Annotated in this window: 18 protein-coding genes and 2 pseudogenes; 13 read left to right on the top strand and 7 right to left on the bottom strand. The window is 59.9% G+C overall.

Annotation, left to right across the window (positions count from 1 at the left end; all coding sequences use genetic code 11):
* Positions 1-150: 150 nt before the first annotated feature.
* Positions 151-1,320, bottom strand: coding sequence for a major royal jelly family protein (locus FHT93_RS20870; RefSeq protein ID WP_246781668.1), 1,170 nt, complete (start codon positions 1,318-1,320; stop codon positions 151-153).
* 435 nt (positions 1,321-1,755) lie between these two features.
* Here FHT93_RS20870 and FHT93_RS20865 point away from each other — a divergent pair, with 435 nt between their 5' ends.
* Positions 1,756-1,941 (top strand): hypothetical protein, encoded by a 186-nt coding sequence (locus tag FHT93_RS20865; protein ID WP_112543666.1) that lies wholly within the window; start codon positions 1,756-1,758, stop codon positions 1,939-1,941.
* Here the strand turns inward: FHT93_RS20865 and FHT93_RS20860 are convergent.
* On the bottom strand, positions 1,919-2,986 hold the full coding sequence (locus tag FHT93_RS20860; protein ID WP_112971385.1) for a PAS domain S-box protein: 1,068 nt from the start codon (positions 2,984-2,986) through the stop codon (positions 1,919-1,921). The two genes, FHT93_RS20865 and FHT93_RS20860, sit on opposite strands and share 23 nt — an antisense overlap.
* A gap of 150 nt (positions 2,987-3,136) precedes the next feature.
* Here FHT93_RS20860 and FHT93_RS20855 point away from each other — a divergent pair, with 150 nt between their 5' ends.
* From FHT93_RS20855 to FHT93_RS20840, 4 genes are all read left to right on the top strand, one after another.
* On the top strand, positions 3,137-4,585 hold the full coding sequence (locus FHT93_RS20855) for an ATPase domain-containing protein (protein WP_183849206.1): 1,449 nt from the start codon (positions 3,137-3,139) through the stop codon (positions 4,583-4,585).
* A gap of 18 nt (positions 4,586-4,603) precedes the next feature.
* Positions 4,604-4,960, top strand: a complete 357-nt coding sequence (locus tag FHT93_RS20850; protein ID WP_112543669.1) for a response regulator — start codon at positions 4,604-4,606, stop codon at positions 4,958-4,960.
* Positions 4,961-6,142: 1,182 nt separating this feature from the next.
* Positions 6,143-6,397, top strand: a complete 255-nt coding sequence (locus FHT93_RS20845) for a hypothetical protein (protein ID WP_183849204.1) — start codon at positions 6,143-6,145, stop codon at positions 6,395-6,397.
* Between the two features lie 86 nt (positions 6,398-6,483).
* Positions 6,484-6,858 (top strand): hypothetical protein, encoded by a 375-nt coding sequence (locus FHT93_RS20840; RefSeq protein WP_112971381.1) that lies wholly within the window; start codon positions 6,484-6,486, stop codon positions 6,856-6,858.
* Between the two features lie 1,076 nt (positions 6,859-7,934).
* Here the strand turns inward: FHT93_RS20840 and FHT93_RS35635 are convergent.
* The 5 genes and pseudogenes from FHT93_RS35635 to repA form a co-directional block, all read right to left on the bottom strand.
* Positions 7,935-10,160, bottom strand: a pseudogene (locus tag FHT93_RS35635) (response regulator); the annotation flags it as partial.
* A gap of 21 nt (positions 10,161-10,181) precedes the next feature.
* Positions 10,182-12,467 (bottom strand): annotated as a pseudogene (locus FHT93_RS35630) (response regulator); the annotation flags it as partial.
* A gap of 1,218 nt (positions 12,468-13,685) precedes the next feature.
* A complete protein-coding gene (gene repC, locus FHT93_RS20825; RefSeq protein WP_112971380.1) occupies positions 13,686-14,942 on the bottom strand; it encodes a plasmid replication protein RepC in 1,257 nt (418 codons plus the stop codon).
* 155 nt (positions 14,943-15,097) lie between these two features.
* Complete coding sequence (gene repB, locus FHT93_RS20820; protein WP_112971379.1) at positions 15,098-16,078, bottom strand: plasmid partitioning protein RepB; 981 nt, start codon at positions 16,076-16,078, stop codon at positions 15,098-15,100.
* Between the two features lie 72 nt (positions 16,079-16,150).
* A complete protein-coding gene (gene repA, locus FHT93_RS20815) occupies positions 16,151-17,359 on the bottom strand; it encodes a plasmid partitioning protein RepA (protein ID WP_113016850.1) in 1,209 nt (402 codons plus the stop codon).
* A 370-nt stretch (positions 17,360-17,729) separates the two neighbouring features.
* Here repA and FHT93_RS20810 point away from each other — a divergent pair, with 370 nt between their 5' ends.
* Genes FHT93_RS20810 through trbF form a run of 8 tightly spaced genes read left to right on the top strand, consistent with a single transcriptional unit; the run spans position 17,730 to position 25,069 of the window.
* Positions 17,730-18,359: an acyl-homoserine-lactone synthase gene (locus FHT93_RS20810; protein ID WP_112971377.1), complete on the top strand. Its 630-nt coding sequence runs from the start codon at positions 17,730-17,732 to the stop codon at positions 18,357-18,359.
* Positions 18,360-18,369: 10 nt separating this feature from the next.
* Positions 18,370-19,329 (top strand): P-type conjugative transfer ATPase TrbB, encoded by a 960-nt coding sequence (trbB, locus tag FHT93_RS20805; protein WP_183849200.1) that lies wholly within the window; start codon positions 18,370-18,372, stop codon positions 19,327-19,329.
* A complete protein-coding gene (locus FHT93_RS20800) occupies positions 19,319-19,690 on the top strand; it encodes a TrbC/VirB2 family protein (protein WP_183849198.1) in 372 nt (123 codons plus the stop codon). The genes trbB and FHT93_RS20800 overlap by 11 nt, the downstream gene beginning before the upstream one ends.
* Positions 19,687-19,986 (top strand): conjugal transfer protein TrbD, encoded by a 300-nt coding sequence (locus FHT93_RS20795; protein WP_183849196.1) that lies wholly within the window; start codon positions 19,687-19,689, stop codon positions 19,984-19,986. The genes FHT93_RS20800 and FHT93_RS20795 overlap by 4 nt, the downstream gene beginning before the upstream one ends.
* A 6-nt stretch (positions 19,987-19,992) precedes the next feature.
* Complete coding sequence (locus FHT93_RS20790) at positions 19,993-22,425, top strand: conjugal transfer protein TrbE (protein ID WP_183849194.1); 2,433 nt, start codon at positions 19,993-19,995, stop codon at positions 22,423-22,425.
* On the top strand, positions 22,412-23,203 hold the full coding sequence (trbJ, locus tag FHT93_RS20785) for a P-type conjugative transfer protein TrbJ (protein WP_183849192.1): 792 nt from the start codon (positions 22,412-22,414) through the stop codon (positions 23,201-23,203). Before FHT93_RS20790 ends, trbJ begins: the two co-directional genes overlap by 14 nt.
* A gap of 29 nt (positions 23,204-23,232) precedes the next feature.
* On the top strand, positions 23,233-24,399 hold the full coding sequence (gene trbL, locus FHT93_RS20780; RefSeq protein ID WP_183849422.1) for a P-type conjugative transfer protein TrbL: 1,167 nt from the start codon (positions 23,233-23,235) through the stop codon (positions 24,397-24,399).
* A 10-nt stretch (positions 24,400-24,409) separates the two neighbouring features.
* Positions 24,410-25,069, top strand: a complete 660-nt coding sequence (gene trbF, locus FHT93_RS20775) for a conjugal transfer protein TrbF (protein WP_183849190.1) — start codon at positions 24,410-24,412, stop codon at positions 25,067-25,069.
* Positions 25,070-25,071 lie beyond the last annotated feature (2 nt).

The raw sequence follows: 25,071 nt of genomic DNA, 5'->3' as shown, positions 1-25,071 counted from the left end.
AAAGGCTGGGCTTGGCCGTAACGTTGCCTTGATCCGCCGCCTTATTTCAAGTCAAACGACAGAAGGATGATGTGGGCGACGCAGAGGCAATCGATAGGCGGCAACACGTCTTGCTGCTGCCGCCAACCCGTTTTCCCAGACCAACCAGCCTCACTTCGGAGGGGCGAACTTGAACAGCGTGAACGACGTGTCGGTCCAGCCCTCGTTGAACCAGGGCGAATCCTGGATGTGGGAGGCCGTGATGTAGAGCGCACCATCCGAGCCCTGCGCGAATGTATCTGGCCAGCGCAGCCGGCTGTCTTCCAGGAAGGGCGTGACCTTGCCGTCCGGGCCGAGAACCTTCACCCCATTATTCTCCATCGTACTGAGATAAATGCGATTCTGATCGTCGATCCAAAGACCGTCGGTCGGCTCGGTATCTGCGAATTTCTCCGCTTTGACTGCGGCAGGATCGGTTGCTGCCTTCTCAAGGGCATCTGTCGAAACCTTGTACATCGTCTTGCCCGTCAGCGCCTGGAAGTAGAGCGTCCTGTCGTCCTTGGAAAGGGCAATCCCGTCGGCGTTGAACTGTGGCTGGCGTCCATCCGGTCGGCGCAGCGGCTTGCCGTCGGTGTGGATGACGACCTCTTTTTCGAACTGCGTCGAGGGATCGTCGCTGAGTGCCCGCCACGCCTTGCCCGAAATGAGATCGAGAACGACCAGGCCGCCTGGCGAGCCGGAATCGGTAATGTAGGCGAATGCGCCGTCAGAGGCGATGCGGACGTCATTGAGATAGCTTGCCGGCCCGGCGACGTCCGGGGTAAAGGGGTAGACGCGCTTGACTGCGTTCGACCCGAGATCGATCTGCACGAGCTTCGGGCCGTCCTTGACGGTTTTCTCGCTGTTTGGTGCCGCCGGGTCAACGACCCAAAGCGAGCCCCTGTTGTCGGTGACGACGCTTTGGACGGTGACGAAGTGATCTTTCGGCGAGATCTCGTTCATCCTGGCGTTTCGCCAGGCATTCCATTCCTTGTTCGGGTACGGCTTGATAGAACCATCCTTCATGACCTCTGCGACGGAAACGGGCACGTCCTGCGACCAGCGCGGGAAGTTGACGAAGATGCGTCCATCTTGCGAAACGGTGACGCCGGTCACCTGATGGTCGAAGGTTGCAACTGTCTCGAGACGATCATCGGTCTTGCCCGTGATCGGCGCGACGAGCTTCCTCGCCTTGTTGGCGAGATTTTCCATCGTCTGCGTGTGGCCGATGGCGGGCTGCAGGACTGCGATAACGGCAGCGGCCGTCAGGAAGGTGGAATTCTTGCGCGGGTGCGTGTTCATCATGGCCTCTTTGATGTTTAGGCTTTGAACAATGACGTGCCGTCGAAGTTCCTGCGCGAAACCGCGTGGGACCAATATGATGCGCATCAGGTTGCCTTTGCTGATAGCCAGCCTCGATGAGCACGAATGGGCCATTGCAGTCGAAGATCGGACAATGGTGGTCATGCCATGCTGGACGGGTGGCCCGATGACGCATGACCCGAATGCTGCGACATCGCGTCTGAAGGGCCGGGGTCGGCGTCACTGTCGAAACAGGTTCTCTTCTTGATTGTCGCAGGTTTTCGAGGGCCATTCGATCGCACAGGTACGAGACCAGACACGAAACTCCTCGACCTCATGAACTTCAGATCGCTTGGCAGGGACGATTGCTTTGATCGCCGCGAACGGTTCGTGCCGACATTTGGAACCAGCATCGCTTGATCAAGTTATAGTGGCATGACCGTACCCGCTGAAGCACTCGCCAAGTTGATCGCCCATTACGCCACGAACGAGGCGGCCTCGCGTCAAATGCGCAGGTTGCCAGCGTTTGCCGTTCCGCAGGAGGGCAATGATCGTCTCGGTTCCCTGCTGAAAAAGCTGGATGAAAAGCAAGCGGCTCTTACGGCTGCTGCTCAAGCCTGACGGAAAGGGTTAAGCAAAGCCCGTCCGGCAACCACTCCCGATCGATCTCTCCCGCCAGGCTGCGGGCTACCGTCTGCTCCAGCCGAGTGCCGAAGCCGACATGGGTGGGAGCCGGCGACTGCCCCGGCCCATTCTTTTCCAGCCAACGGAGCTTTAATGCTTCGCCGGTAACATCGACTTCGATCTCCAGCCGGCCATAAGGGACCGACAGGGCCCCATATTTTGCGGCATTGGAGGCAAGCTCGTGAAAAAGAAGGGCGAAGTTGGTGACGTCCTTGGCGGCAATCTCGAAGTCGCTCCCTTTCAGCGCCCAACGTCCCTCCCCCACCTCGGAGAACGGCTCGAGGATGGTGGACAGCAGCTGGAGAAGCGTCATTGCGCGCTCTTGGAAAGCATCATCTCCCGTAAAGCTTGGAAGCGTCATCTCGTGAGCACGAGAAAGCGATACCAGCCTGTTCCGCATGTCTGCGGCGAGCGCCGCTGCAGACGTGGCGTTGCGAGCCGCGACCGTAATGATGCTGCTTGTGATCGCAAACAGGTTCTTGACCCTATGATGCATTTCGCGAAGCAGCAGATCCTGGTGCTGCGCCGCCCGTCGCCGTTCGGAAATGTCCCGGGCTATCTTCGAAGCGCCAATGATCTTGCCCTCACGGTTCCTGATCGGTGAGATCGTCAGCGAGATGTCGATCAGGGACCCGTCCTTGTGGCGCCGAACGGTCTCGAAATGCTCAATCCGCTCGCCGGCGCGGATGCGTCCGAGGATACTTGGTTCTTCATCAAGCCGGTCATCCGGGATCAACAGGGTCACGGGTTGTCCAACCGCCTCGGACGCAGGGTAGCCGAACAGTCTTTCCGCAGCCTTGTTCCATGTCGTGATAATGCCTGTCAGGCTCTTGCTGATAATGGCGTCCTCGGACGATTCCACAATGGCGGCCAGGAAAGCTGCCGCATCATGACCGGGGCGCGCATTCCTTACGCTTTCCTCGAGCTCTAGGAAGCGTCCTTCAAAATCTGGATGATGGGATTGGTCGTTGAGAGCTGGCATTCAGTCATTGCCTCATGGCCATGGTTTGGAATTACGAAACAGAGAAACTTTAGCGTCTTATAACAATGATGGTAGCCCTGAGGCGATAACCAGTTGCAAAATTACGTGACGATCCTACGGTGCGCCTTCCACCAAGACAGGGCAGTCGCTTTGACACATACGCTTCCACGACTAACCACCGGAATCACGGGCCTTGACACCATCCTCGGAGGAGGATTGGTGGAAGGTGCTTCCTACATCCTTCAAGGCCATCCGGGCGCCGGCAAGACGATCTTTGCCAACCAGATGGCCTTCGCCAGCGTCACGAACGGCCGTAAAGTACTTTACGTCACCCTTCTGGCCGAAACCCATGATCGCCTTTTCCAGGCGCTCGGCACGCTCGATTTTTTCGACCGGGCCTGCCTCGGGACGAGTATCTCCTATATCAGTGTCTTCCAGACCTTGAAGGAAGAGGGCTTGCCGGCTGTCGTCAAGCTCATCAGGCAGGAGATCAACCGTCAGGGCGCGACCCTTCTCGTTTTCGACGGGCTCCTGAACGCACGAGACCGAGGCGAGACCGACATCGACGTCAAGACATTCATTGCAGAGGTGCAAAGCCAGGCGGCCTTTGTCGGCTGTTCCGTCTTGTTTCTGACAAGCACCAGGGTCGCCGAAGACAGTCCCGAGCATACGATGGTCGACGGCGTGATCGACCTGCATAACGAGCTGGTCGGGGTCCGTTCGGTGCGACGCCTGCAGATACGCAAGTCGAGAGGCACTGCTGCGCTTGGTGGTCACCACCAATTTGAAATCACGTCGGCGGGTATCGTCGTCTATCCGCGAATTGAAGCGGTACTGGCAACGAGCAGTGTCATCGATCAAGGGTCTTCCGATCTCATCGCATCGGGAACCGAAGGGTTGGACGCTGTTATGGGCGGCGGGCTGCAGGATAGCTCGGTGACACTCGTTTTCGGCCCCTCCGGCTGCGGCAAGACTTCGCTTGGCGTTAATTTTCTGGCACGGGCCAGCCAAAGCGAGCCGGCCTTGCATTTCGGGTTCTATGAAACGCCTGCGAGGTTGATGAGCAAGGCTCGCGCGCTCGGCGTCGATCTCAATGGCCCCGTAAGCTCGGGAGCGCTCAAAGTCATCTGGAGCCCAATGACAGAAAACCTGCTCGACAAGCTCGGGCATCGGCTCCTCGACGAGGTGCGCGCGCAAGGTACAAAGCGCCTTCTCATGGATGGATTGGGTGGTTTCGAGCGAGCTGCCATTTACCCGCCCCGGCTGGTCGAATTTTTTGCCGCGCTCACGAACGAACTGCGCGCGCTTGGCGTTACGACAATTGCGACATGGGAACTGCGCGACCTTTTCGGGCCGACGGTAACGGCTCCGGGGTCGGAAATCTCCAGCCTACTGGATAATCTCGTGATGCTGCGCCATGTAGAGATCAATTCGCGCTTCAAGCGCACCATTTCAGTTCTCAAAGTTAGGGACAGAGCCTACGAGCCGGTCATTCATGAGGTGGGGTTTGGCTCGAACGGGATGCTGATCCAGCAGCCGCTGGAACCAGTTTCCGGCGCGGCGACGGGAGTGGCAGCCCCGGTCGAACGAGAGCATTAAAAGGGAAGCATAAACCGCATGCCACTCATCGTGATCGCAGAGGACGAATACCTCATCGCCGAAGTTCTGGTCATGATGCTGGAAGACGCCGGATATGAGGTTGCGTCGGCTCCGCACGGCAAGGCCGCGCTGGCGCTTGTGCGGGAGAAGAGCCCTTCCCTGGTGGTGACGGACTTCATGATGCCGCTGATGACGGGACTCGAACTGGCGCAGACGATGAGGTCGGACAAAGATCTCGCAGGTATTCCAATCATCCTGGTAAGCGGTGCTCAGGGTAGCATTGGTCGAGCTCATCCCGATGTCTTCGACGCCGTATTGGACAAACCGTACAACGAAAAAAAGCTGATTGAGACGGTCTCTCGCCTGATCCAATAGTTGTAGGGTTTATTGGCGGGAAGGACGGTTCCTAAAATTTCGGCCGCTGCCGAGCTCTTCAAGTTACCAAGGCGGGCTCGGTGGAACCCGGCGATTGACCTTACGGTGCCCCCGAAAGGCCCTCGACAAAACTGCCGGGGCTCCACGCAGAAGGCTTGACCATAAGGCTGCTTCTTCTACGCGTTTGCCGCAATCGTCAGCGCCTTTCCTTGCTGTTCAAGGAGCACGGCTTGGACGAACGGATCTCTAACTGAACCCTGCTTGCGCGAAACGACGGTAGATCAAGTACCGGCTCTCCGAGATTTGGACTCACGGGTTCAATGTGACAATGATCCGCGATCAAGACATCTCGAAGCCGGCCACTATCAGGCAGCCTCAAGGCCCGTTCGGGCGACTGCGGCTGCAGTGTGGGATGGCCGATATCGTCGAACCCCATTGACCGACCCCGAGGTGGCAACCGACCGGCGTCTTGATGGAACAGGCTGTTTCCCAAAAAACTTTAGCATTCACAAAAATAAAAAAATATTTTTCGATAAACGGTGATATGGTGCATCTGTAGAATAATTTTTTAGCGGAAGAAAATCATGCAATATTATTTTCCAGGCCTTACGGGAAGGCAAATCGCGATGTTTCTCATCGAGACATCGGTCCTTACAGCTGCGCTAGCTGCCATCCTTGCCGTTACCATACCTATGATCTGAGCCAAACGTGCACGAGCGCTAAGATGTTTCGGCGTGAGCAAAAAAAGGTCAGGGCAGTTATTCGGCCGAGTTCACTTGCTCGGCTACTCATAGCGGAGCAACTTCACCTTCGATCCAGCAACCGGCGTGGACAATATGCCGGATAACGAGCTAGATCGGCTGCTCTTTGATCGAATTTGGGCTATGGCGCAAAGGCAGTGCACGACAATCACATATGGACGCTCGCCGGTGCCACCCTCAGCACCCCTACCTTTGAAGAATATCAGAGTAGCGGCGGCGAGCGGTTGAGCGATTTGATCGAGATCGTTAAACTCGGAAGCGCGCAACTCCGCTAACGCCTATTGCTGATCTTGGTATTGAGGATCAGGCCAAGATGCTCCCCAGGAACCGATGGAAGTGATCGCACGTGGGGCCTGGTCCGCGTGTTCAGAAACGCATCGCCAACTCATCCTTTCTTCCAGTCAAAGCAGGAGGTCGTTCAATGAATGAACGCAGTCAGATGGCTTTCTCAGCAATCAAGCAGGCGAAAAATCACCGTCGCCAAAAGAAAGATCTAAGGTTCGCCGAAAACAGGGTCGACAAGATAACCCGGATGCTTGTCACTCAGACGGTGATTGTCAAAGCACGCCAGGCCAACCGCGCTTCAGCGGAAACCGATAACGCGCTTCTCGCGAGCATTTGTGACAGGAGGCGTCGCGCTATGGATCACCTCCTGAGTGTTCAACCTTTTTGCTAAGGCATCAATCTATCAAGGTACTACATAGTGATGGAGCTGACGTTTTCCCTTGCTGTTTGTCTTGAATATACGCACGGGGAGACATTATGTCGAAATGCAATTGGGTATTGCTGGGCGCATTGACCGTCGCCCAGCCGATCAGCGTGCGCGCCGAGCCGCTCGAAACTTTTCACCTCAAAGACCGCATTGATGTGGCGGGGCAATCTTTGGAAACCAGTCGTTCCTACAAAATCATCACAGGTACATCGCGGACTATACTGATCTCCGTTTCTGTCGATGCATTCTGCCACTATACGCTGCAGAAGGGAGGGCTTAGGAACCTCCAGCCTCGCGCCGAAAAATTGCCCCTCGAATTTTCGGACAGAGCTTCAATCGCTGGATTTTATATTCTCTCCTTTTCCCAGACCCGTCCTTCCTGGCAAGCAGGCAGACCTTGCGGGTATTCATTCTCGCTCAAATGATGACAGAGTTTTCAGCGCAGAAGCTTCGCAGCGACGCATATGACCGCTGTGCGCACCGGCGCCCGACCAGAAACAACGGCTTACAAGAGCCTCGCGACCCTTTCGGCAGCCGCGCAGTATCCTGGAATGAAATAAGGCAGCTGGAAGTGACCAGGCAGGCTGATTATGAGATCATCCGCATCTCCCACCACAATGCTCGAACTATGCCATGCCGCCCTAGTTCACATCCGTCCAGCCGGTTGCGGGCCTGCGAGGATCAGCCGAATTGACTCGCGAAGACACGCCCTCTGTGACTCTACTGTCTGCCTTAGCCGTTTGGTACCGGTTCCGGCATCTGAGCTTCTTGGAGCCTGCACCTCACCCTGGCGCGCCTCCTTTTGATGATGTGGCGCGGGTTTTGGGTAAGCGCTGTTCAGCCGCCCGGCTTGAATCTTCCCAGCCCCGGTGAACGAACTGCATGCGCCGAACGTTACAACCACTGCGACCTGCACATCGCGTGATCTGTTCGAACCGACGCGTGAGCTGCGCCCGGAAGTCTCGAGCCTCCTCGACTATCTGGCGAATTCGCGACCGGCCACTCGAAACGGTCATCGACGAGCTCAGCTTCGGGCGAAGGGGATGGAAGTTCGAGCAGCACTTTAACCGGCGAGAGCCGCGACTGGCTTCTCGTGTTATGATAGGGAACATGAACACGAATGCCGCTGATCGCCACAGCCGAGGACGAACACCTGATCGCCGACGTCCTGGCGATGATGCTCGAGGACGCCGGTTACGACGTCGCCTAAGCAGCCCATGGCAAGGCGGCGCTGGCCCTCGCGCGGGAGAATTTGCCAGCCCTTGTCATCACTGACTTCATGATGCCACTGATGACCGGCCTCGAGCTTGCTCAGGCGATGCGCAGGGATGCCGCTCTTTCTTCCATTCCGATCGTGCTCGTGAGTGGCGGGCAGGCGAGCATTGGCCGAGGGCGTCCAGAGCTGTTCGATGCGGTCCTAGATAAGCCATCATGAGAAGATACTCATCGCTACCGCTCCAGGCAATCGGTGGCGCCTGACCACTCACTCAAAGAGCTCCCCTCAGACTTGACGCGACTGCTTGGAAACGCGTGCGAGTGCCTGCCGCAGATCCTCCACGCGGAACGGTTTCCTGAGCAAGGTAGCCGTCGACGGACCTGGAAGATCAGGCGCCTTATCCCTTCCTGTGGCAAAGACGATCGCGACCTGCGGCCATCTCTCGCGCACGCGAGCACCCAACTCTTCGCCGGACATGCCCGGAAGGCCGAGATCCGTCAGCAAGATGTCCACCTTCTCTTTCTCCAAGATCGCCAGAGCCTCCGCGCCGGAGTTCGCTTCCAGAACCTCATGCTGCAGCTCCTCCAGCATATCGACCGTGTTCATACGTATCAGAGCATCGTCCTCAACAGCGAGGACCCGCAGACGCGACGCCTCTTCGGGCGAGGCCGACACAAGCTGAGCCGGGGCGGGATTGACTGTCGAAGTTGAACGCTGCTTCTGGTTACTCAGTACGTGACGCAGCTTTCTGGCAAGCGCATCACGCGTGTAAGGCTTGGACAAAAGTTCGACGCCGGCGTCGAGCTTTCCACCATGGACGATCGAGTTCTCGGTGTATCCGCTGGTAAAGAGCACGGCGAGGTGCGGCTGGCGCACCTTCGCCTGTCTTGCCACGTCCGCGCTCTTTAGCGCGCCAGGCATCACCACGTCGGTGAAGAGAAGATCGATGTGGATGCCGCTTTCGATGATCGTCAGCGCTGCGGCGGCGTCTTTGGCCTTCAGGACGCGGTAACCGAGATCGACCAACATCTCGACAACGGTATCGCGAACCTGTTCGTCGTCTTCGGCGACGAGGATGGTTTCCGACCCGCCGGTCACCGGCCCGGTGTCAGAGCCTGCGAGTTGATCTTCCTGCTGATGGACCCGCGGGAAATAGAGCTTGATCGTCGTTCCGTGCCCGACTTCGCTATAGATCTTGATGTGGCCAGCGGACTGCTTGACGAAGCCGTAGACCATGGACAGTCCGAGCCCGGTTCCCCTTCCAACCGGTTTCGTGGAAAAGAACGGCTCGAAGACCTGGTCTATGATCTCTGCGGGCATGCCGGAGCCGGTATCGGTCACGGCAAGCATGACGTACTGGCCCGCCTTAACGTCGCTCTGGAGGCGTGCGTAGTTGTCGTCCAGGAATGCATTGCCGACCTCGATGGTCAACTTCCCCTGCCCTTCCATGGCATCGCGGGCATTGATCGCGAGATTGAGGATGGCGTTTTCGATCTGGGTCGGATCGACCGAAACATTCCAAAGCCCCCCGCCACGAATGGTCTCGATTTCGATCCCCTCGCCCAGGGTGCGCCTCAACATGTCTTCGATGCCGGAGACAAAATGACCAATATTGACAACCCTCGGCTCGAGCGCCTGTTTTCGGCCGAAGGCCAGGAGCTGGCTGGCGAGCTTTGCGCCCCGCTCGACGCCTGCCAGGGCGTTTGTAATCCGCCGCCTTGCGTGCTCGTGACCCACCAAATCCTTTGACAAGAGCTGGAGATTGCCCGCGATCACCTGCAGGAGGTTATTGAAATCATGGGCAACGCCGCCCGTGAGCTGGCCGATCGCCTCCATCTTCTGAGCCTGGCGAAGAGCCTGCTCGGTTTCGGCGCGCCGCGCGATCTCCTCGGCCACCTGTTCCTCAAGATGCGCATTCAGGAGACTGAGCTTTTCTTCTGCCGCCCGACGCTGATCGATCTCCGTCTGGGCCGTGCGGAACAGCCTTGCATTGTCAAAGGCGATCGCAGCTTGTCCGGCAATGCCGCCCATCAGTGTTTCGTGATGTGCGGTGAACTTGCCCGTATCCGGATGGCCGAAGAACAGTCCTCCAATCACCTCGCCGCTGCCAAGGGTAATCGGCACGGCAAGATAGCTCCTGACCGGCAAATGTCCCTTCGGCATCCCATGGTGCGGCGCGCTTTGTCCGTACCGGGGATCGGCCATGATGTCGTCCGATCGCACGATCCCCTCCCCCCCGAATGTCGGCGCAAAGACCTTCGTGTTTCGCGGCATCGGGAACTTGGAGAATGCCTCGCGGGGCACACCCGACAGGGTATAGAGCATGTAGCTCTCGCCGGCATTATCAACGACGTTGTAGAAGAAGGCGCCAAACTGGGCGCCGGTCAGCTCGACGCCGGCATCCGTGACCGTCTGTACGAGGCGCTCGAGGTCCAGCTCGCCGGCAAGGGCTTCACCGGTCCGGTTGAGGGCCTCAAGCCGTCTCGTCTGCTGTCTGAGCGCCTCCTGCGCGTTGCGCCGCTCGATGATGAGCGCAGCCGATCCCGCGACGAGATCAAGCAGATCGCGGTCCGATGACGGGGCTTCCAGCGCATGGGGGTAGTAGAGCGCGAATGTGCCGAGGACCTCTCCCTCGGTCGACAGGATCGGCGCCGACCAGCAGGCGCGCAGACCGTGTGACAAAGCGAGATCGCGATAGTCGGCCCATAAAGGATCGTTGGCGATATCGTTGACGTAAACCGCCTCTTTACGATAGGCCGCGGCGCCGCATGAACCAACGTTCGGACCGATCTCGATGCCATCGACAGCGTCGTTGAAATCCGCCGGCAAATTTGGCGCCGCGCAGTGGCAAAGCCGGCGTCGATCAGGATCCGTGAGCAGGATTGAGGCGATAACGCCATGGGAAGAAAGACCTTCCACCATGGTGACAAGGCTCTCCAGCAACCCCTGCAACGGCACGTCCTGCATTGCCGCCTCCAGCAACCGTGCCTGCGCGGCCTGCAAACCCTCCGTCCGTTTCCGATCGGTAATGTCGATGACGGATCCGACGAACCCGAGGAAAGACCCGTCCTCGCCAAAGCGGGGGGCGCCGGCATCAAGCGCCCAGCGATATTCGCCATCGGCCCGCCGCAGCCTGTATTCGAACCGAAAGGGCTCGCGTCGCAGGTTAGCGTCCAGGAAAATCCGCTCCGCTTGCGCCACGTCATCGGGATGGGTCGCTCGTAGCCAGCCGAACCCAAGCCCATCTGCCTCCGTCTGACCGGTGAACTCGTACCATATTCGGTTCAGGTAGGTACACGCCGCCTCCTCGTCGGTCACCCACATCATGACGGGCGCATGATCGGCCATGTTTCGAAAGCGCGCCTCGCTTTCGCGAAGGGCTGCAGTGGTCTCCCGACGCAGTCTGGAGAGTTCGAGATTTGACTGGACGGTGGCGACAAGTTCTCTGGCTGAAAATGGTTTGACGAGGTAATCGTCAGCTCCTGCATCGAGGCCCTCCACACGGGCTTCCTCACCTGCCCTCGCGGAGAAGGCGATGACCGGAAGATCACGAAGCGTGGGGTCATTCCTGATCTCCCTGATCAGGCCGAAGCCATCGAGCCGTGGCATCATGATGTCGGTCAGGACGAGATCGGGACGCTCCCGGCGTATGGCCGACAGCGCGGCTTGTCCGTCCTCGACGGCATCGACCTGATATTGTGCAGACAGCAGGCGCCGCACATAGGAGCGCATGTCTGCGTTGTCATCGGCCAGAACGATCCTGATCGACGATGTGCCGGTGGCCGTTGCCGGTTCTGGTTCAGGTTCGTGGGCGGCGACGTCGGGGCCGTTGCTCTCTTCCTCCGGAAGCCACCGCAGCGCCTCCTGCACGTAGGAGTCGGCACGCACCGCCGTCAGCGCGATCGGCCGCTCTTGTAAGGCGTCGGACGCGCTCTGCCGTGGATCGTCGAGCGGAATGGTCACGATGAACTCGGTTCCCTTGCCGAGTTCGCTCTCGGCTCGAACGTCTCCGCCGTGAAAGCGTGCCAGTTCCTGGACAAGAGCAAGCCCGATCCCCGATCCCTCGATCGAACGGCCATGAGCTCCCTCAACCCGATGAAAACGCTCGAAAAGACGCGGAAGCTCCTCCTCGGGTATTCCAGTTCCCGTATCGCGCACGCGCAATATCGCATTGCCACTGGCTTCGGAAAGTTCAACGGCGATTTCGCCTTCAAAGGTGAACTTGAACGCATTTGAAAGGAGATTGAGAACGATCTTTTCCCACATCTCGCGATCGACATTTGCTGCCCGGGAGAGCGGCGCGCAGTTTACGCTGAAGGTCAGACCAGCCTTCTCGATCGCAGAGCGGAAGTTGCTCGCGAGCTCCCGCGTCAGAACGGCCAGATCCGTTGGCTCGACATTTGCCTGGGTCCGGCCGGCTTCGATCCGTGAAAAGTCCAGGAGGGTGTTTACGAGCTTCAGGAGACGCAGCCCGTTCCTGTGGATCACCTCGATCCGTTCGCGCTCGCGCGGGATCAGATTGTCGCGGTCGGCAAGTGCATCCTCTATCGGCCCGAGCATGAGTGTCAGCGGCGTGCGGAATTCATGACTGACGTTCGAAAAGAAGGCCGTCTTGGCTCTGTCGATCTCTGCAAGAGCCTCGGCTTTGCGCCGTTCCTCCTCGTAGGCACGAGCGTTGGCAAGGGCAGTACTCACATGCGCCGCGGCACGCCCCAGGAAAGAGACATATTCGGTATCGAGCTCGCGTCTTGGGCTGATGCCGCAGGTAAGAAAACCGAATGGGGCGTGGGCGCTGGCATTCACGCCGATCGGTATCATCAGAGCCCGCTCGACCGCTTCCGGCCAGGCGCGGCTTGCCGGCTTGTTTCTGAAAAGGTCGTTGACGTTATCGACGATAACAGGGACTTCGCTCGCAACCAGCCTGTCTATCGACCAAAGTGCGGCGTTATCGCCGGCGGCAATAGCCGAGGGCGCGTAGGCTTCGACATCCAGGCCGGCCCTTGCAACCAGTTCCGCTTGCGAGCCGTCCGCCTTCAGCCGGTAAAACAGGCAGAAGGGCACGTCTTCGGGCCGGTTTCCCAGGACTTGCGCCGCGAGCGTCATAACGTCTTCTTCCGATCGGGCCGACGCAATACGCTCGGCAAGCTCGCGCAGGGTCTTTTCCCGGCGCTCCTCGATAACCCTGTAGGTGGTTTCGACAACGGCATTAAAGATACCTTCGACCGTGCCGTTTTCGCCGCGAATAGGACTGAAGGTGAAGTTGAAGTAACATTCCTCGGTGTAACCGTGACGGTTCATCGGCAGGAGCTGGTCTTCCTGCCACACGCCCTCGCCTGTCCGCTGGACCGCCTCGAAGAGCGGCCCGATTGCGTCCCATATTTCCGGCCACACCTCGCGACCCGGGCGTCCCATCGCCCACGGGTGTTTTTCGCCCGGAATGTCGCTCCAGGCATCGTTATAGAGAAGCGCAAGCTCTGGGCCCCAGTAGATGGCGATCGGGAAATTCGTACCGAGACAGATGCTGATGGCTGATCTGAGGCTCTGGGGCCACTCCTGTGGCAGGCCAAACGGCGTATGTTGCCAGTCAATCTGCCTCATCAGGGCGCCTGCAGCACCGCCACCGAAGAACATGTCGAAATCGAGACCCTGGTCTGAAGTGGTATCGGTGTCATTGGTGGTATTGGCGTCAGTCACGGTCACCTCTAACGGCAGAACTCACTGCTTTCCTACCAAGACGGCGGAAAGACATAGCGCCCATAACTAGATGACCGCTCAAACAGGACAAGGGGATATGCCTAACCAAGACTTGCCCGTTGCAGAGCAGATACAGCGCGGTATCCGTCGAGCTGGGCTACTCAACAAAATTCCCGGGCCAAACTCGCTTACGCGCGACGATCCCCCGCCTGCGCAACGACCTCAACGAAGTTTTTTCTCCGCTTTCCGTCTTTGCCAGACTCCCAGGCGGTATTTACCTTGCCCAGTTCGAGAGGCCGGATGACGGCGGTTAACCATGCGGGGGCCCGTTCCGGCCGTCATCTACCTGGAACGCGGAAGGCTGCGCGCATCCGCCCCGCCTTTGTCGCCGGCACTGCGCCCTGCCGCGTTCGAACGATAGAGCGCCATCAGCATCGCAGCGAGCGAAAACTCACCGCGCGCCGCCTTGCCAGTCAGGTCGCGGAGGTAACCGCCGGGCGAAGTGATATGGGCTGCCCGCTCCAGGATACAGGCCATCGCAACGGCTGCATTTTCAGGCCCCATGATCTCGCAGGCACGCTGATAGGCCGACGGGCTGACCCCTAGCATGGAGCGCACGATGATGCCGGCCGCCATAATTTCCCGCCAGCTGCCGATACTTCCCCCTCCTCCTGGAGCGTAGTCGGAAATGGTCGGGCAGGCCTGCAGCACCAATTCAAGCGGGAAGACTTTCATCGGCTTGGCGGATGGCCTCATATCGGTTGGGTTTGGCCCCTCCTCCCTTTCGCAAGCGGGTTCAAGTTCATGGCTGGATTCGGTATCTGAATTCTGTACGTGGCGGTCAAAACGGACAGCATTGCCATCCGGCTTTCCGGAATTTCCTTTCAAATCCAGCTGGTTGAGTATTTCCTCACGCAGCATTTCCATGTTCTCAAGTATCGGTTCGAGATCGGCAAGGAGCGGCGTGCGCGGAATGCGGGCAAGAAGGGCGCGAAACCGGCTCTCGATCAGCGCCCAGTCCCCGTGAACCCCCTCCTGGACCGCCATGCAGATCAGCTTGCGGATGTCGCGCCGGCAAAGCGACAGGTTCTCCCTGGCGATCTGAAACCTCCGCCGCTCGGCGGCGACCGACTGGGCAAGCTCCGCCAGTTCCTCGGCACGCGACAGAAGCGGCGCCAATGAGAAACCAAAGGCCTGTTCGAGCTTGCCTGTCCGGCTGCGTCTTGCGTAGCGTTTGCCGTTCGGGCTGTCCTTGCGCACGATCAGACCGGCCTCGACAAGCGCTGCCAGGTGACGGCGAAGTGTCGTGCCGGCGATCCCGTGGGCCCTGACGCTGAGTTGAAGGTTGGAGGGAAAAACCACGAGCCCGCCCTCTTGCGTCAGTTCGTTGCACGGCAGGAAGGTCAACAATGCATCGAGCACGGTCAGGGCACGGTCGGGAATGCCGATCGTCGACCGCGCCTGGCAGACGTCGCGAAACACCTTCCATTTGTCTATCGATTTGCCCTCTTTGATCGAGGACGTCTCAAGCTGCCCTTTCACCAGGGCAAGCGTCATCGGCCGCCGCCCGAAAGGCGTCGTGATCCTATGCGTCTGCATTTTCCTTCACCTTCTGTCAGGCAAAAGAAAACCGTCCACCAAAACGGTGCCAAACTGTCTTGACTGTGATTCGAGGAAGTGCGATTCTCGGGCTGCTAGACTTCGAGAGAGGCTTCCACGACGGCGACGTTTAGGGGGCCTTTTTCTTTTGCGGTTCAGTCTCCTTTGTTTCCCTCGTCCTCGGCCAGGAATTGCTCATAGAGCGCATCCAGTCGGCTGGAGAGGAATTCACCGAAACGGCTGGCATTCTTTGCCTTCATCGACATCGAAAATACCTTGCCGCTATTCTTGATCTCGGCCTGAACGGCCCGGTCGCGCGGCTGCCAGCTCGCCTTTCCGGCTGCCGGTTCGACTTTGCGGACCGGCCTCGCCGATCTGTTGAGAGCGCCATAAAGACGCGAGAATCGCTCATCCGACGGCAGCTCTTCGAAACCCGCAGAGTTCACGACCTCGGAAACCCTTGCGCCATTCGACGCCTTGCCGACGAGCAGCGACAGCTCGATCCAGCGCTCGCGTCCGACGCCTGGTGCGGCACCCAGTTTCTGAATCGTCACTGCCGGAATGCGTTCGGTCACCGTCATCATCTTTGAGATGGAAGCCGCGTTAGCGGCGAGCGCCGCCGCAATCACGTCGCGGTCGTATCCGAGGTCTTCCAGGCGCCGTGCAAACAGGGCCCGCTCGATGAAGGTGAGATTGGCGCGAGCGGAATTTTCCTGTCCCTGCGCGATCACGTGGGTGCGGTCGTCGATCTGCTTTACGACCGCCTTGATCTTCAACCCGAGATCGCGGGCAGCTCTGAGACGCCGATGGCCGAAAACGACCTGATAACGGCCGTCGACAGACGGGTGAGGACGAACGAGAATGGGGCTGTCCTGTCCGCGGGCGCGGATTGCCTCCTTAAGCTCCTCGAATTCCGCTTCGTCGCCGAGGATACGGTCCTGAACGAAGGAGGCATCGACCTGCTCAGGATCCAGCTCGACGATGACCTGGCCTTCCAGATACTTATTGGCCTGTTGCGCCAGATCGTCGAGCGAGCGGACCATGGACTTGCCGGCGCCACGCATCGGATAGGACGGGCTCGTCGCCGGATCGCTCGGAAGATCGGCCAATCCCGTCAGCAGGCCTTTTCGTGCCATCTCACGGCCTCCACTTGATGGTTAGAGAACTGATTTTCCGATAGAAAAGTCGATTTTTGTCGGCTGACAACTTCAACGCCCCCATGATTGGTGGATCAGAGCGGCGATTTCGCCATTGACGGCGTCGAGCGAGTCGAGCGCGCGGTCATAGGTTGCGCGGTTCATGGTAGCGCGGTCGACCTCGTAAAGCGTCTGCTTGGTGATGCCCGCATCGGAGACTGCCGTCGACTTCAGCATCTCGTTCTTCAGCATGAACTCGTGAAACATGGTCCGCATGAAGGCGACCATCTGCGCCTGCGGCACGTCGCCTGGTTCATAACGCGTGATCAGGTAGCGATACCAGGACAGATTGACCTCTGCGCCGGCGTTGCGGATAGGCTTCAGGATGCCGCCCAGCATCAGGAGGAACTGACCCATCGACATGACGTCGAGCATCTGCGGATGGATGGTGATCAAAACGCTTGTCGCTGCCGTCAGCGCCGTCAGCGTCAGATAACCAAGCTGCGGCGGGCAATCGATGACGACGACATCATAGCGATCGTCTACGTCTGCGAGCGCCCGCGACAGCCGGGTGAAGAAAGTTTTGCCCTCGTTGGACGACTTGTCCGCCATCGCCAGCGGCGTGTCGTATTCATATTCCTGCAAATCGAGATTGGCCGGCACGATGTCGAGGCCTGGAAAATTCGTGGGACGAATAAGATCCGACAGAGGCTTCCTGTCGCCGTCGTAGCGAATGGCCTCATAGAGTGAAGAGGCCTGATCGAACTCCGGCTGGAAGCCGTGCAGGGACGACAGCGAGGCCTGCGGGTCAAGGTCGACGGCAAGGACGCGGTGGCCGGTCAGCGCGAGGTACTGGCCAAGGTGGGCTGCCGTCGTCGTCTTGCCGGAACCGCCCTTGAAATTGACCACAGCGATGACCTGCAGCTTCTCGCCCGGCCGGCGATGGGGAACATACATGCGGCTTTCCGAACGCCCATGCGCATCGAGATGCTGTCGCAGCTCAAGCATCTGCTCGGCGCTATAGGAACGGCGGCCAGAGGACGAGGTCCTGGGGCAGGGGCCTTTGCCCTCCAGGTGCAACTTCTTCAGCGTGCTTTGGGAGACGCCGACATAGGAGGCGACCTCGGCAAGCGAAAAACTGCGCAGGGTCTTCTGGGCGTTCGGCGGAAATCGCTGCACGCTCAAAAGGTGTAGCTTCTGCGAAATCAGATCTCCCTGTTCGAGGATCTGATCCTCGAAACTGACAGGCCGATTCGCGGAAGGCATCGAATTAGCGTTCATGGCGATCGATCTTCCAGATAACGATTTTAGGGCTGAAATCCCCTCACAACCGTTATTATCTCCGATTTCGTTCAGCCAGCAAGGAGTTTAAGGTTAACAGAGTTTTAACCGGGCTGCCGAAACAGCCGGAGGGGTCGATCCGTTTCTGCCTAAATCATGTGATTTCATAGACATTTAGCCTGGGGGCGCAATCAGGCGCGTGGCAATTTTTCGCCCCCCTTATCGGCCGGGCCTTCGAGGCTGAAAATCAGCGTTTGTCGCCGACCGTTTCCGAAAACTGTGCGACTCAGTGCCCCCCGCATCCGGGGGTCTGACAAGTCGCGTGCTTCATGCTCACCATAGCGCATGTGAATTGGGCGCGGAGGACGACATGTTTGTGAAGGCGATTGGACCTGCGGATAGAGCATCGCACGCTTCTCTTCTCGACAGCATGTTCCGTCTGAGGGCGCGCGTTTTCGGCGGCCGTCTCGCATGGCGCGTCTCGGTCGAGGAGGGGAGGGAGCGCGACCGTTTCGATGCGTTCGATCCCCATTACATCATCGTCGTCGGAGACGATGGCGAGGCGATCGCCTCAGCGCGGCTGCTTGCCGCCTCGGGACCGACCATGTTGGCAGATGTCTTTTCGGTGCTGCTTGCTGGCAATCCCTTCATGGCCCATCCCGACATGGTGGAAAGCTCGCGTTTCTGCGTCGACACGCAGGCGGAGGCTGCAAAGCGCGGATCGTCCGGCTTGAACGAGGCGACGCTCTTCCTGTTTGCCGGCATTCTCGAATGGTGCCTGGCAAACGGCAAGACAGAGATCGCAACGGTGACCGACGTCAGGTTCGAACGCATCCTGAAACGCGTGTCCTGGCCGCTGCAGCGCTATGGCGAGCCCCGTTTGATCGGCGAGGTCAGGAGCGTGGCGGGATGCCTGCCGGTCTCGCGGGAACTTTTCCAAGCGATACGCCCGCCCGCCTACCGCTCGAACCTTTCGAACAGGTTTTGCAGTGCCGCCTGAGGGGGACGACATGAACGCCCTTTCTTTACCCCGGCTCGTGCGCAAGCTGGAGGAGGCGCTCGGCCCGCCGCTCATGACGGCGCTCTCAGACCCGTCGGTCATCGAGATCATGCTCAATTCGGATGGTCACCTGTTCATCGAACGCCTCGGGGCCGGCATCGTTCATGCCGGCAGGATGGCCGAAGGGCCGGCCGAGATCGTGATCGGCGCCGTCGCTCACGTCCTCCACACGCAGGTCGATCGCGCTCACCCCATCATTTCCGGGGAGTTGCCGATCGGCGGCCATCGGTTCGAAGGCCTGCTGCCTCCCATCGTTACGGCACCTTCTTTCTCGATCCGCCGACACGCCGGACGGCTGATTGCGCTCGACGACTATGTGGCCTCCGGCATCATGAAGGAATGTCAGGCGGAGATTCTGCGCCGGGCCGTGCGCGCGCGGCTGAACGTCGTCGTCTCGGGCGGTGCCGGCTCTGGCAAGACGACGCTGTCGAACGCAATCCTGACTGAAATCGCCGCTCAATGCCCGCAGGAGCGGCTCGTCATGCTCGAAGATACGCGCGAGCTGCGCTCTTCATCGGCCAATGTCCTGTCGTTGCGAACAAGCGATCACGTCGACATGGCGCAGCTGCTTAAAAGCACCCTGCGGCTGCGGCCCGACCGCATCATCGTCGGCGAAGTGCGCGACGGCGCGGCACTTACGCTTCTGAAGGCCTGGAATACCGGTCATCCGGGCGGCGTCACCACCCTTCACGCCAACAATGCGCGCTCGGCACTCCAGCGCCTCGAGCAACTGACCGGCGAGGCCAGTCGTCAACCGATGCGGGAGGTTATCGGGCAGGCGGTTGATCTCATCGTCTCGATCGAACGCACGAGCGCCGGACGACGCATTGAAGATCTCCTTCATGTGAAGGGGTTTTCGAACGGCAGCTATCATCTCCAATCCGAAACGGAGGAACCTCATGCAGCCTAGTTATCGTGTCGGGCTCGCCGGCCTCGTCGTTCTGGCAGGCATCAGCCTTTGCAACCCGGTCCTTGCAAGCAGCGGCGGCGGTCTTCCATGGGAAGCGCCGCTCGAACAGATCCAGGAATCGATCACCGGCCCGGTTGCAGGGTTCATCGCGCTTGCCGCGGTTGCGGTTGCCGGCGGCATGCTGATCTTCGGCGGCGAACTCAACGATTTCGCGCGACGCCTCATGTATCTGGTTCTCGTCGCCGGCGTCCTGCTTGGCGCCACCCAGATCGTTGCCCTTTTCAACGCTACGGGCGCCTCGGTCGGACTGTCGATGTCGATCGATCAGAAAGCAGCGGAGAGGGGAGGGGAGCGCTCATGACCGCCACAGTCCCTGCACTTGACGTCAATCGCATTCATCGTGCGCTGTCGCGGCCAAACCTGCTGATGGGTGCTGACCGCGAGCTCGTCCTCATGACCGGACTTGCGGCCATTATCCTCATCTTCGTCGTTCTGACGGTCTACTCGGCCATTATCGGCATTGCGATCTGGGTTACGATCGTCGGTATGCTGCGCCGAATGGCGAAGGCCGATCCCTTGATGCGCAAGGTCTATCTGCGCCATCTTCGCTACCGCGCCTATTACCGCGCAACCTCCACGCCGTGGCGAAGGAGCTGAGGGGCCATGGTAGCGCTTCGCTCTTTCCGCCACGCTGGACCATCCTTTGCCGATCTCGTCCCCTATGCCGGTCTTGTCGCAGACGGCGTCCTCCTGTTGAAGGATGGCTCATTGATGGCCGGCTGGTATTTCGCCGGTCCGGATTGCGAAAGTTCGACCGAGACCGAGCGCAACGAGATTGCGCGTCAGATCAACCAGGTGCTGGCACGGCTCGGCTCCGGATGGATGATCCAGGTCGAGGCCATTCGCCTGCCGACGGACGATTATGCACCCGCCGGCCGCTCGCATTTTCCCGATCGGGTGACGCGGGCGATCGATGAGGAGCGGCGACGCCATTTCGAAGCCGAACGCGGTCATTTCGAAAGCCATCACGCCATCATCCTGACCTACAGGCCGCCCGAGCCCCGCCGCTCGACGCTGAGCCGATACGTCTATTCCGACGCTGCCAGCCGCAAGCAGAGCCATGCCGACATCGCCCTTGCCAGTTTCCAGGCGACCGCCCGGGAGATCGAACAATATCTTTCGATCACATTGTCGATCCGCAGGATGAAGACGCAAAGCGCATCGACCGACAGCCGTGATGGCGCCCGGTATGACGATCTCCTGCAGTTCATCAGGTTCTGCATCACCGGCGACAATCACCCGGTCCGCCTTCCGGACATGCCCATGTACCTCGACTGCATCGTGACGGGAGAACTGCAGCACGGTCTGACGCCGAAGATCGACAATCGCTACATCGCGATCGTGGCGATCGACGGACTGCCGGCGGAAAGTTCGCCGGGCATCCTCAACAGTCTCGACCTGATGGGACTATCTTATCGCTGGTCCTCTCGCTTCATCTTCCTTGACGCCGGCGAGGCGAGGGATCGTCTGGAGCGCACCAGAAAGAAATGGCAGCAGAAGGTCAGGCCGTTCTTCGACCAGCTGTTCCAGGCGCAGAGCCGGTCCATCGACCAGGACGCGCTGTCGATGGTGGCGGAGACGGAAGAGGCGATTGCCGAGGCTGCCTCCGAGCTTGTCGCCTACGGCTACTACACGCCGGTCATCGTGCTCTTCGACGATCATGTCGAGAGGCTTGAAAACAAGGCCGAGGGCGTTCGCCGCGTGATCCAGGCCGAAGGCTTCGGCGCCCGGATCGAAACGCTCAACGCCACCGACGCCTATCTCGGCAGTCTGCCCGGCAACTGGTATTGCAATGTTCGCGAGCCGCTGATCACGACGCGCAATCTTTCCGACCTCGTGCCGTTGAATTCGGTCTGGACGGGCGATCAGAACGCACCTTGTCCCTTCTACGACAAGAACGCGCCAGCCCTGATGCAGGTTGCCTCCGGCTCGACGCCGTTTCGCCTCAACCTGCATGTCGATGACGTCGGGCACACCCTGATCTTCGGACCGACCGGGTCCGGAAAATCGACATTGCTCGCTCTGATCGGCGCCCAGTTTCTGCGCTACAGGCAGGCGCAGCTCTTCGTCTTCGACAAGGGCGGCTCGATGATGCCGCTCACGCTTGCGGCAGGCGGCGATCATTACGAGATCGGCAGCGATGGGGAGGTCAGGACGCCAGGTTTTTGCCCGCTGGAGACGCTTTCGAGTGAGTCCGACCGCGCCTGGGCCTGCGGCTGGATCGAAATGCTGGTCGGCCTGCAGGGTCTTGCCGTCACCCCGGACCATCGCAACGCCATTGCCCGCCAGGTCGGGCTGATGGCCCGCGCACCCGGCCGGTCGCTGTCGGACTTCGTCAGCGGCGTGCAAATGCGCGACATCAAGGAAGCGCTTTACCACTTCACCGTTGATGGTCCGCTCGGACAGCTTCTCGATGCCGAGAGCGACGGACTGAGGCTCGGGCATTTCCAGACATTCGAGATCGAAGAGCTGATGGCAATGGGCGAACGCACGCTGCTTCCCGTCCTGACCTATCTCTTCCGGCGCATCGAAACGCGGCTGACGGGAGCCCCGAGCCTGATCATTCTCGACGAGGCCTGGCTGATGCTCGGCCACCCGACCTTTCGCGAGAAGATCCGCGAGTGGCTGAAGGTGCTGCGCAAGGCCAATTGCGCCGTCGTGCTTGCGACCCAGTCGATCTCGGACGCAGAAAGATCGGGCATTGTCGACGTCCTGAAGGAAAGCTGCCAGACGAAAATCTGCCTGCCGAACGGTTCGGCCCGCGAGCAGGGAACGCGCCAATTCTACGAGCGGATCGGCTTTAACGAGCGCCAGCTGGAGATCGTCGCAACGGCAATCCCCAAACGCGACTACTACGTCGTCTCGCCCGAGGGCCGGCGCCTCTTTGACATGGCCCTCGGCCCCTTGGCGCTCTCCTTCGTCGGCGCTTCCGGCAAGGACGATCTGAAGCGGATCCGCGCCTTGGCCGAGGAGCATGGCAGCGCCTGGCCGTCGATCTGGCTCAAGGAGAGAGGGATATCAGATGTCACGATCTAGATACCGACTGGCCATCGTCCTTTCAATCCTTCTTGCCGCCGGCAGGCCACTTCCGGTCGCGGCAGGGGCTGCGACCGGAGCTGCGACCGAATTCACGCAGCTTGCCAACAACGGGGAGCTCATCAAGCTGCTCGAAAGCTCAGGCGTTCAGGTCGACAACCAGCTGACGCAGATCACCCAGCTTGCCGAACAGATCGAAAACCAGCTGAGGATCTATCAGAACATGTTGCAGAACACGGCCCTTTTGCCTGCCCATGTCTGGGGCGAGGTCGAGAGCGACCTCAATCAGCTGCGAGGAATCGTTGCGGACGGCCAGGGCGTTGCCTTCTCCATGGCCAATGCCGACGATGTCTTGCGGCAGCGTTTCCCGAGCTTTGCAAGCCTGAAGACGAGGATTGCAGATGAAGACAGCTTCTCGACCAGCTACCAGGCGTGGTCTGACACCAATCGTGACACAATCGCCGCTTCTCTTCGTGCTGCCAGCCTCACGGCCTCGCAGTTCGATAGCGAGGAAGCGACCATGGCAACGCTTCGCGCGCTGTCTGAAAGCGCAGATGGCCAGGTGAAGGCGCTTCAGGTCGGCCACGACATTGCCGCCCAGCAGGTCGCCCAGATGCAGAAGCTGCGCGGGCTCGTCTCCCAGCAGATCACGATGATGGGAACCTGGCTTCAGACCAACCAGACCGACAGGGATCTGGCGCAGGCGCGTCGCGAGCTATTCTTCCGCGGCACCGTTCCGCCCTTGGGTGGCGGCCGAACCATGGAGCCGCGCTGGTGAGCCGCCCATCTTCTCTCGTAACGCCTGCCATGACGCGGCCTGCCGTTGCGGCAATGGTAATCTTGGTGCTTCTCGTCGTTCCGGTTCGTGCCCAGGAAGGCGCCCTGATCACCACCTTGCAGGACGAGATCGCCAGGGCGGCGCAGGGTTGGGAGCAGACGGTCCTGAACGCGGCGCGATCGCTCTTCTGGATCCTCGCCTCGATCGAGATCGGCCTTGCGGCGATCTGGCTCGCGCTGCAGGCGCCGTCGCTGCAGGAATGGTTCGCAGAACTCGTGCGTCGCATCATGTTCGTCGGCTTTTTCGCGCTCCTTCTCGACCGGGGGCCGGCCTTTGCCAGAGCCGTCGTCGACAGTCTCTTCCAGATCGGCGCGTCGGGCGGCGATGCCTCGCCGGCCGATATTTTCAATGCAGGGCTCGCTGTCGCAGCCAAGATGGCGGAAAAGATCCGCTTTGGCCTCTTCGAGGACAATGTGTGGGCGATTGCGGCCGCCTTCGCGATGATCGTCGTCGTCATTGCCTTTTCGCTCGTCGCGGCGATCTTCGTATCGATCATGGCGGAGATGTATATCGGGCTACTGGCCGGCATGATCATGCTCGGGCTCGGCGGGTCATCCTTCACCAAGGATTTCGCCATCCGCTATCTGGTCTACGCCTTCAGCGTCGGCATGAAGCTGATGGCGCTGGTGATGATCGCTCGCATCGGATCGGAGGTGCTGATCGGGCTTGCCGGCAGCCCGGAGATCGGTGAGCAGTTCCAGACGCTGCTTGCCATAGCCGGCATTGCCGTCGTTGTCTTCGTCATCGCGATCTATGTGCCGAACATCATCCAGGGCGTCATCCAGGGCGTCTCGGTCGGAAACGGAATGGAGGTGATGCGTCACGGCGGCCAGGCTGCCTCCTTTGGCATGGGCGCCTTATTCCTGATGATCGGCGGCGCTGTAAAGGGGGCGGAGGCGGCCGGATCCGCACGGGCCCAAGGCGCATCGATCAGCGAAGCCGCCATGCGCGGCCTGACGGAAGGCATAGGCGCCGCCGGCTCCGCCACGGCTTCGGCCATGAAGGACAAGGCGATCGGAGCCCCTGGCGCGCATGCAAGTTCCCTGCTTGGTCTGGCCAATGCCAAACTGGACCAGACAAGGCCAGGGGCGGCCGGACCGTCTTCGTCGTCGCTCCGGTCGGGCCAATCGAAATGAGGATTTCGCCATGACGCCAGACTCTTCGGAAAATCCTTATCTCGCCGCGCGCAACGAGTGGAACGAGCGGTATGGATCATATGTGCGGGCGGCAGCAGCCTGGCGCATCGTCGCCATGCTTGCGCTTCTTCTTGCAATCGTCGGGGTGGGCTATGCCTTGTTCCTCAGCACGCAGGTCAAGCTTGTTCCCTATATTGTCGAGGTCGACAGATTGGGCACGCCGGTTTCGGCGGGCTTTCCCGAACATATCGAATATGCCGACGCCCGTGTGGTGCGCGCCACGCTCGGTGGTTTCGTCACCAGCTTTCGTTCGGTTACGCCCGACGCGGTCGTTCAAAAGCAATATATCGACCGGACCTATGCGCTGCTGCGCACCGCCGATCCGTCGACCGAGAAAGTCAATGCCTGGTTTCGCAGCAATTCCCCTTTCGAGAAGGCGAAGGCCGCCACTATTGCCGTCGAGGTGAACAATATCGTCGCGCTGTCGAACCAGTCCTACCAGATCGACTGGACGGAGTTCGAACGCGACCGGCGCGGCAAGGAAACCGGCACGCGGCGTTTTCGCGCGATTGCCACGGTGACGATCACCGCCCCCCAGGATGAGGCAACGATCAGGCTCAATCCGATCGGGCTTTATCTCAAGGATCTCGACTGGACCGCACAGCTATAGAA

Origin of the sequence: Rhizobium sp. BK379, from assembly GCF_014193955.1 — a bacterium.
Lineage (GTDB): Bacteria > Pseudomonadota > Alphaproteobacteria > Rhizobiales > Rhizobiaceae > Rhizobium.
This window is presented reverse-complemented; position numbering and strand designations above follow the sequence as displayed.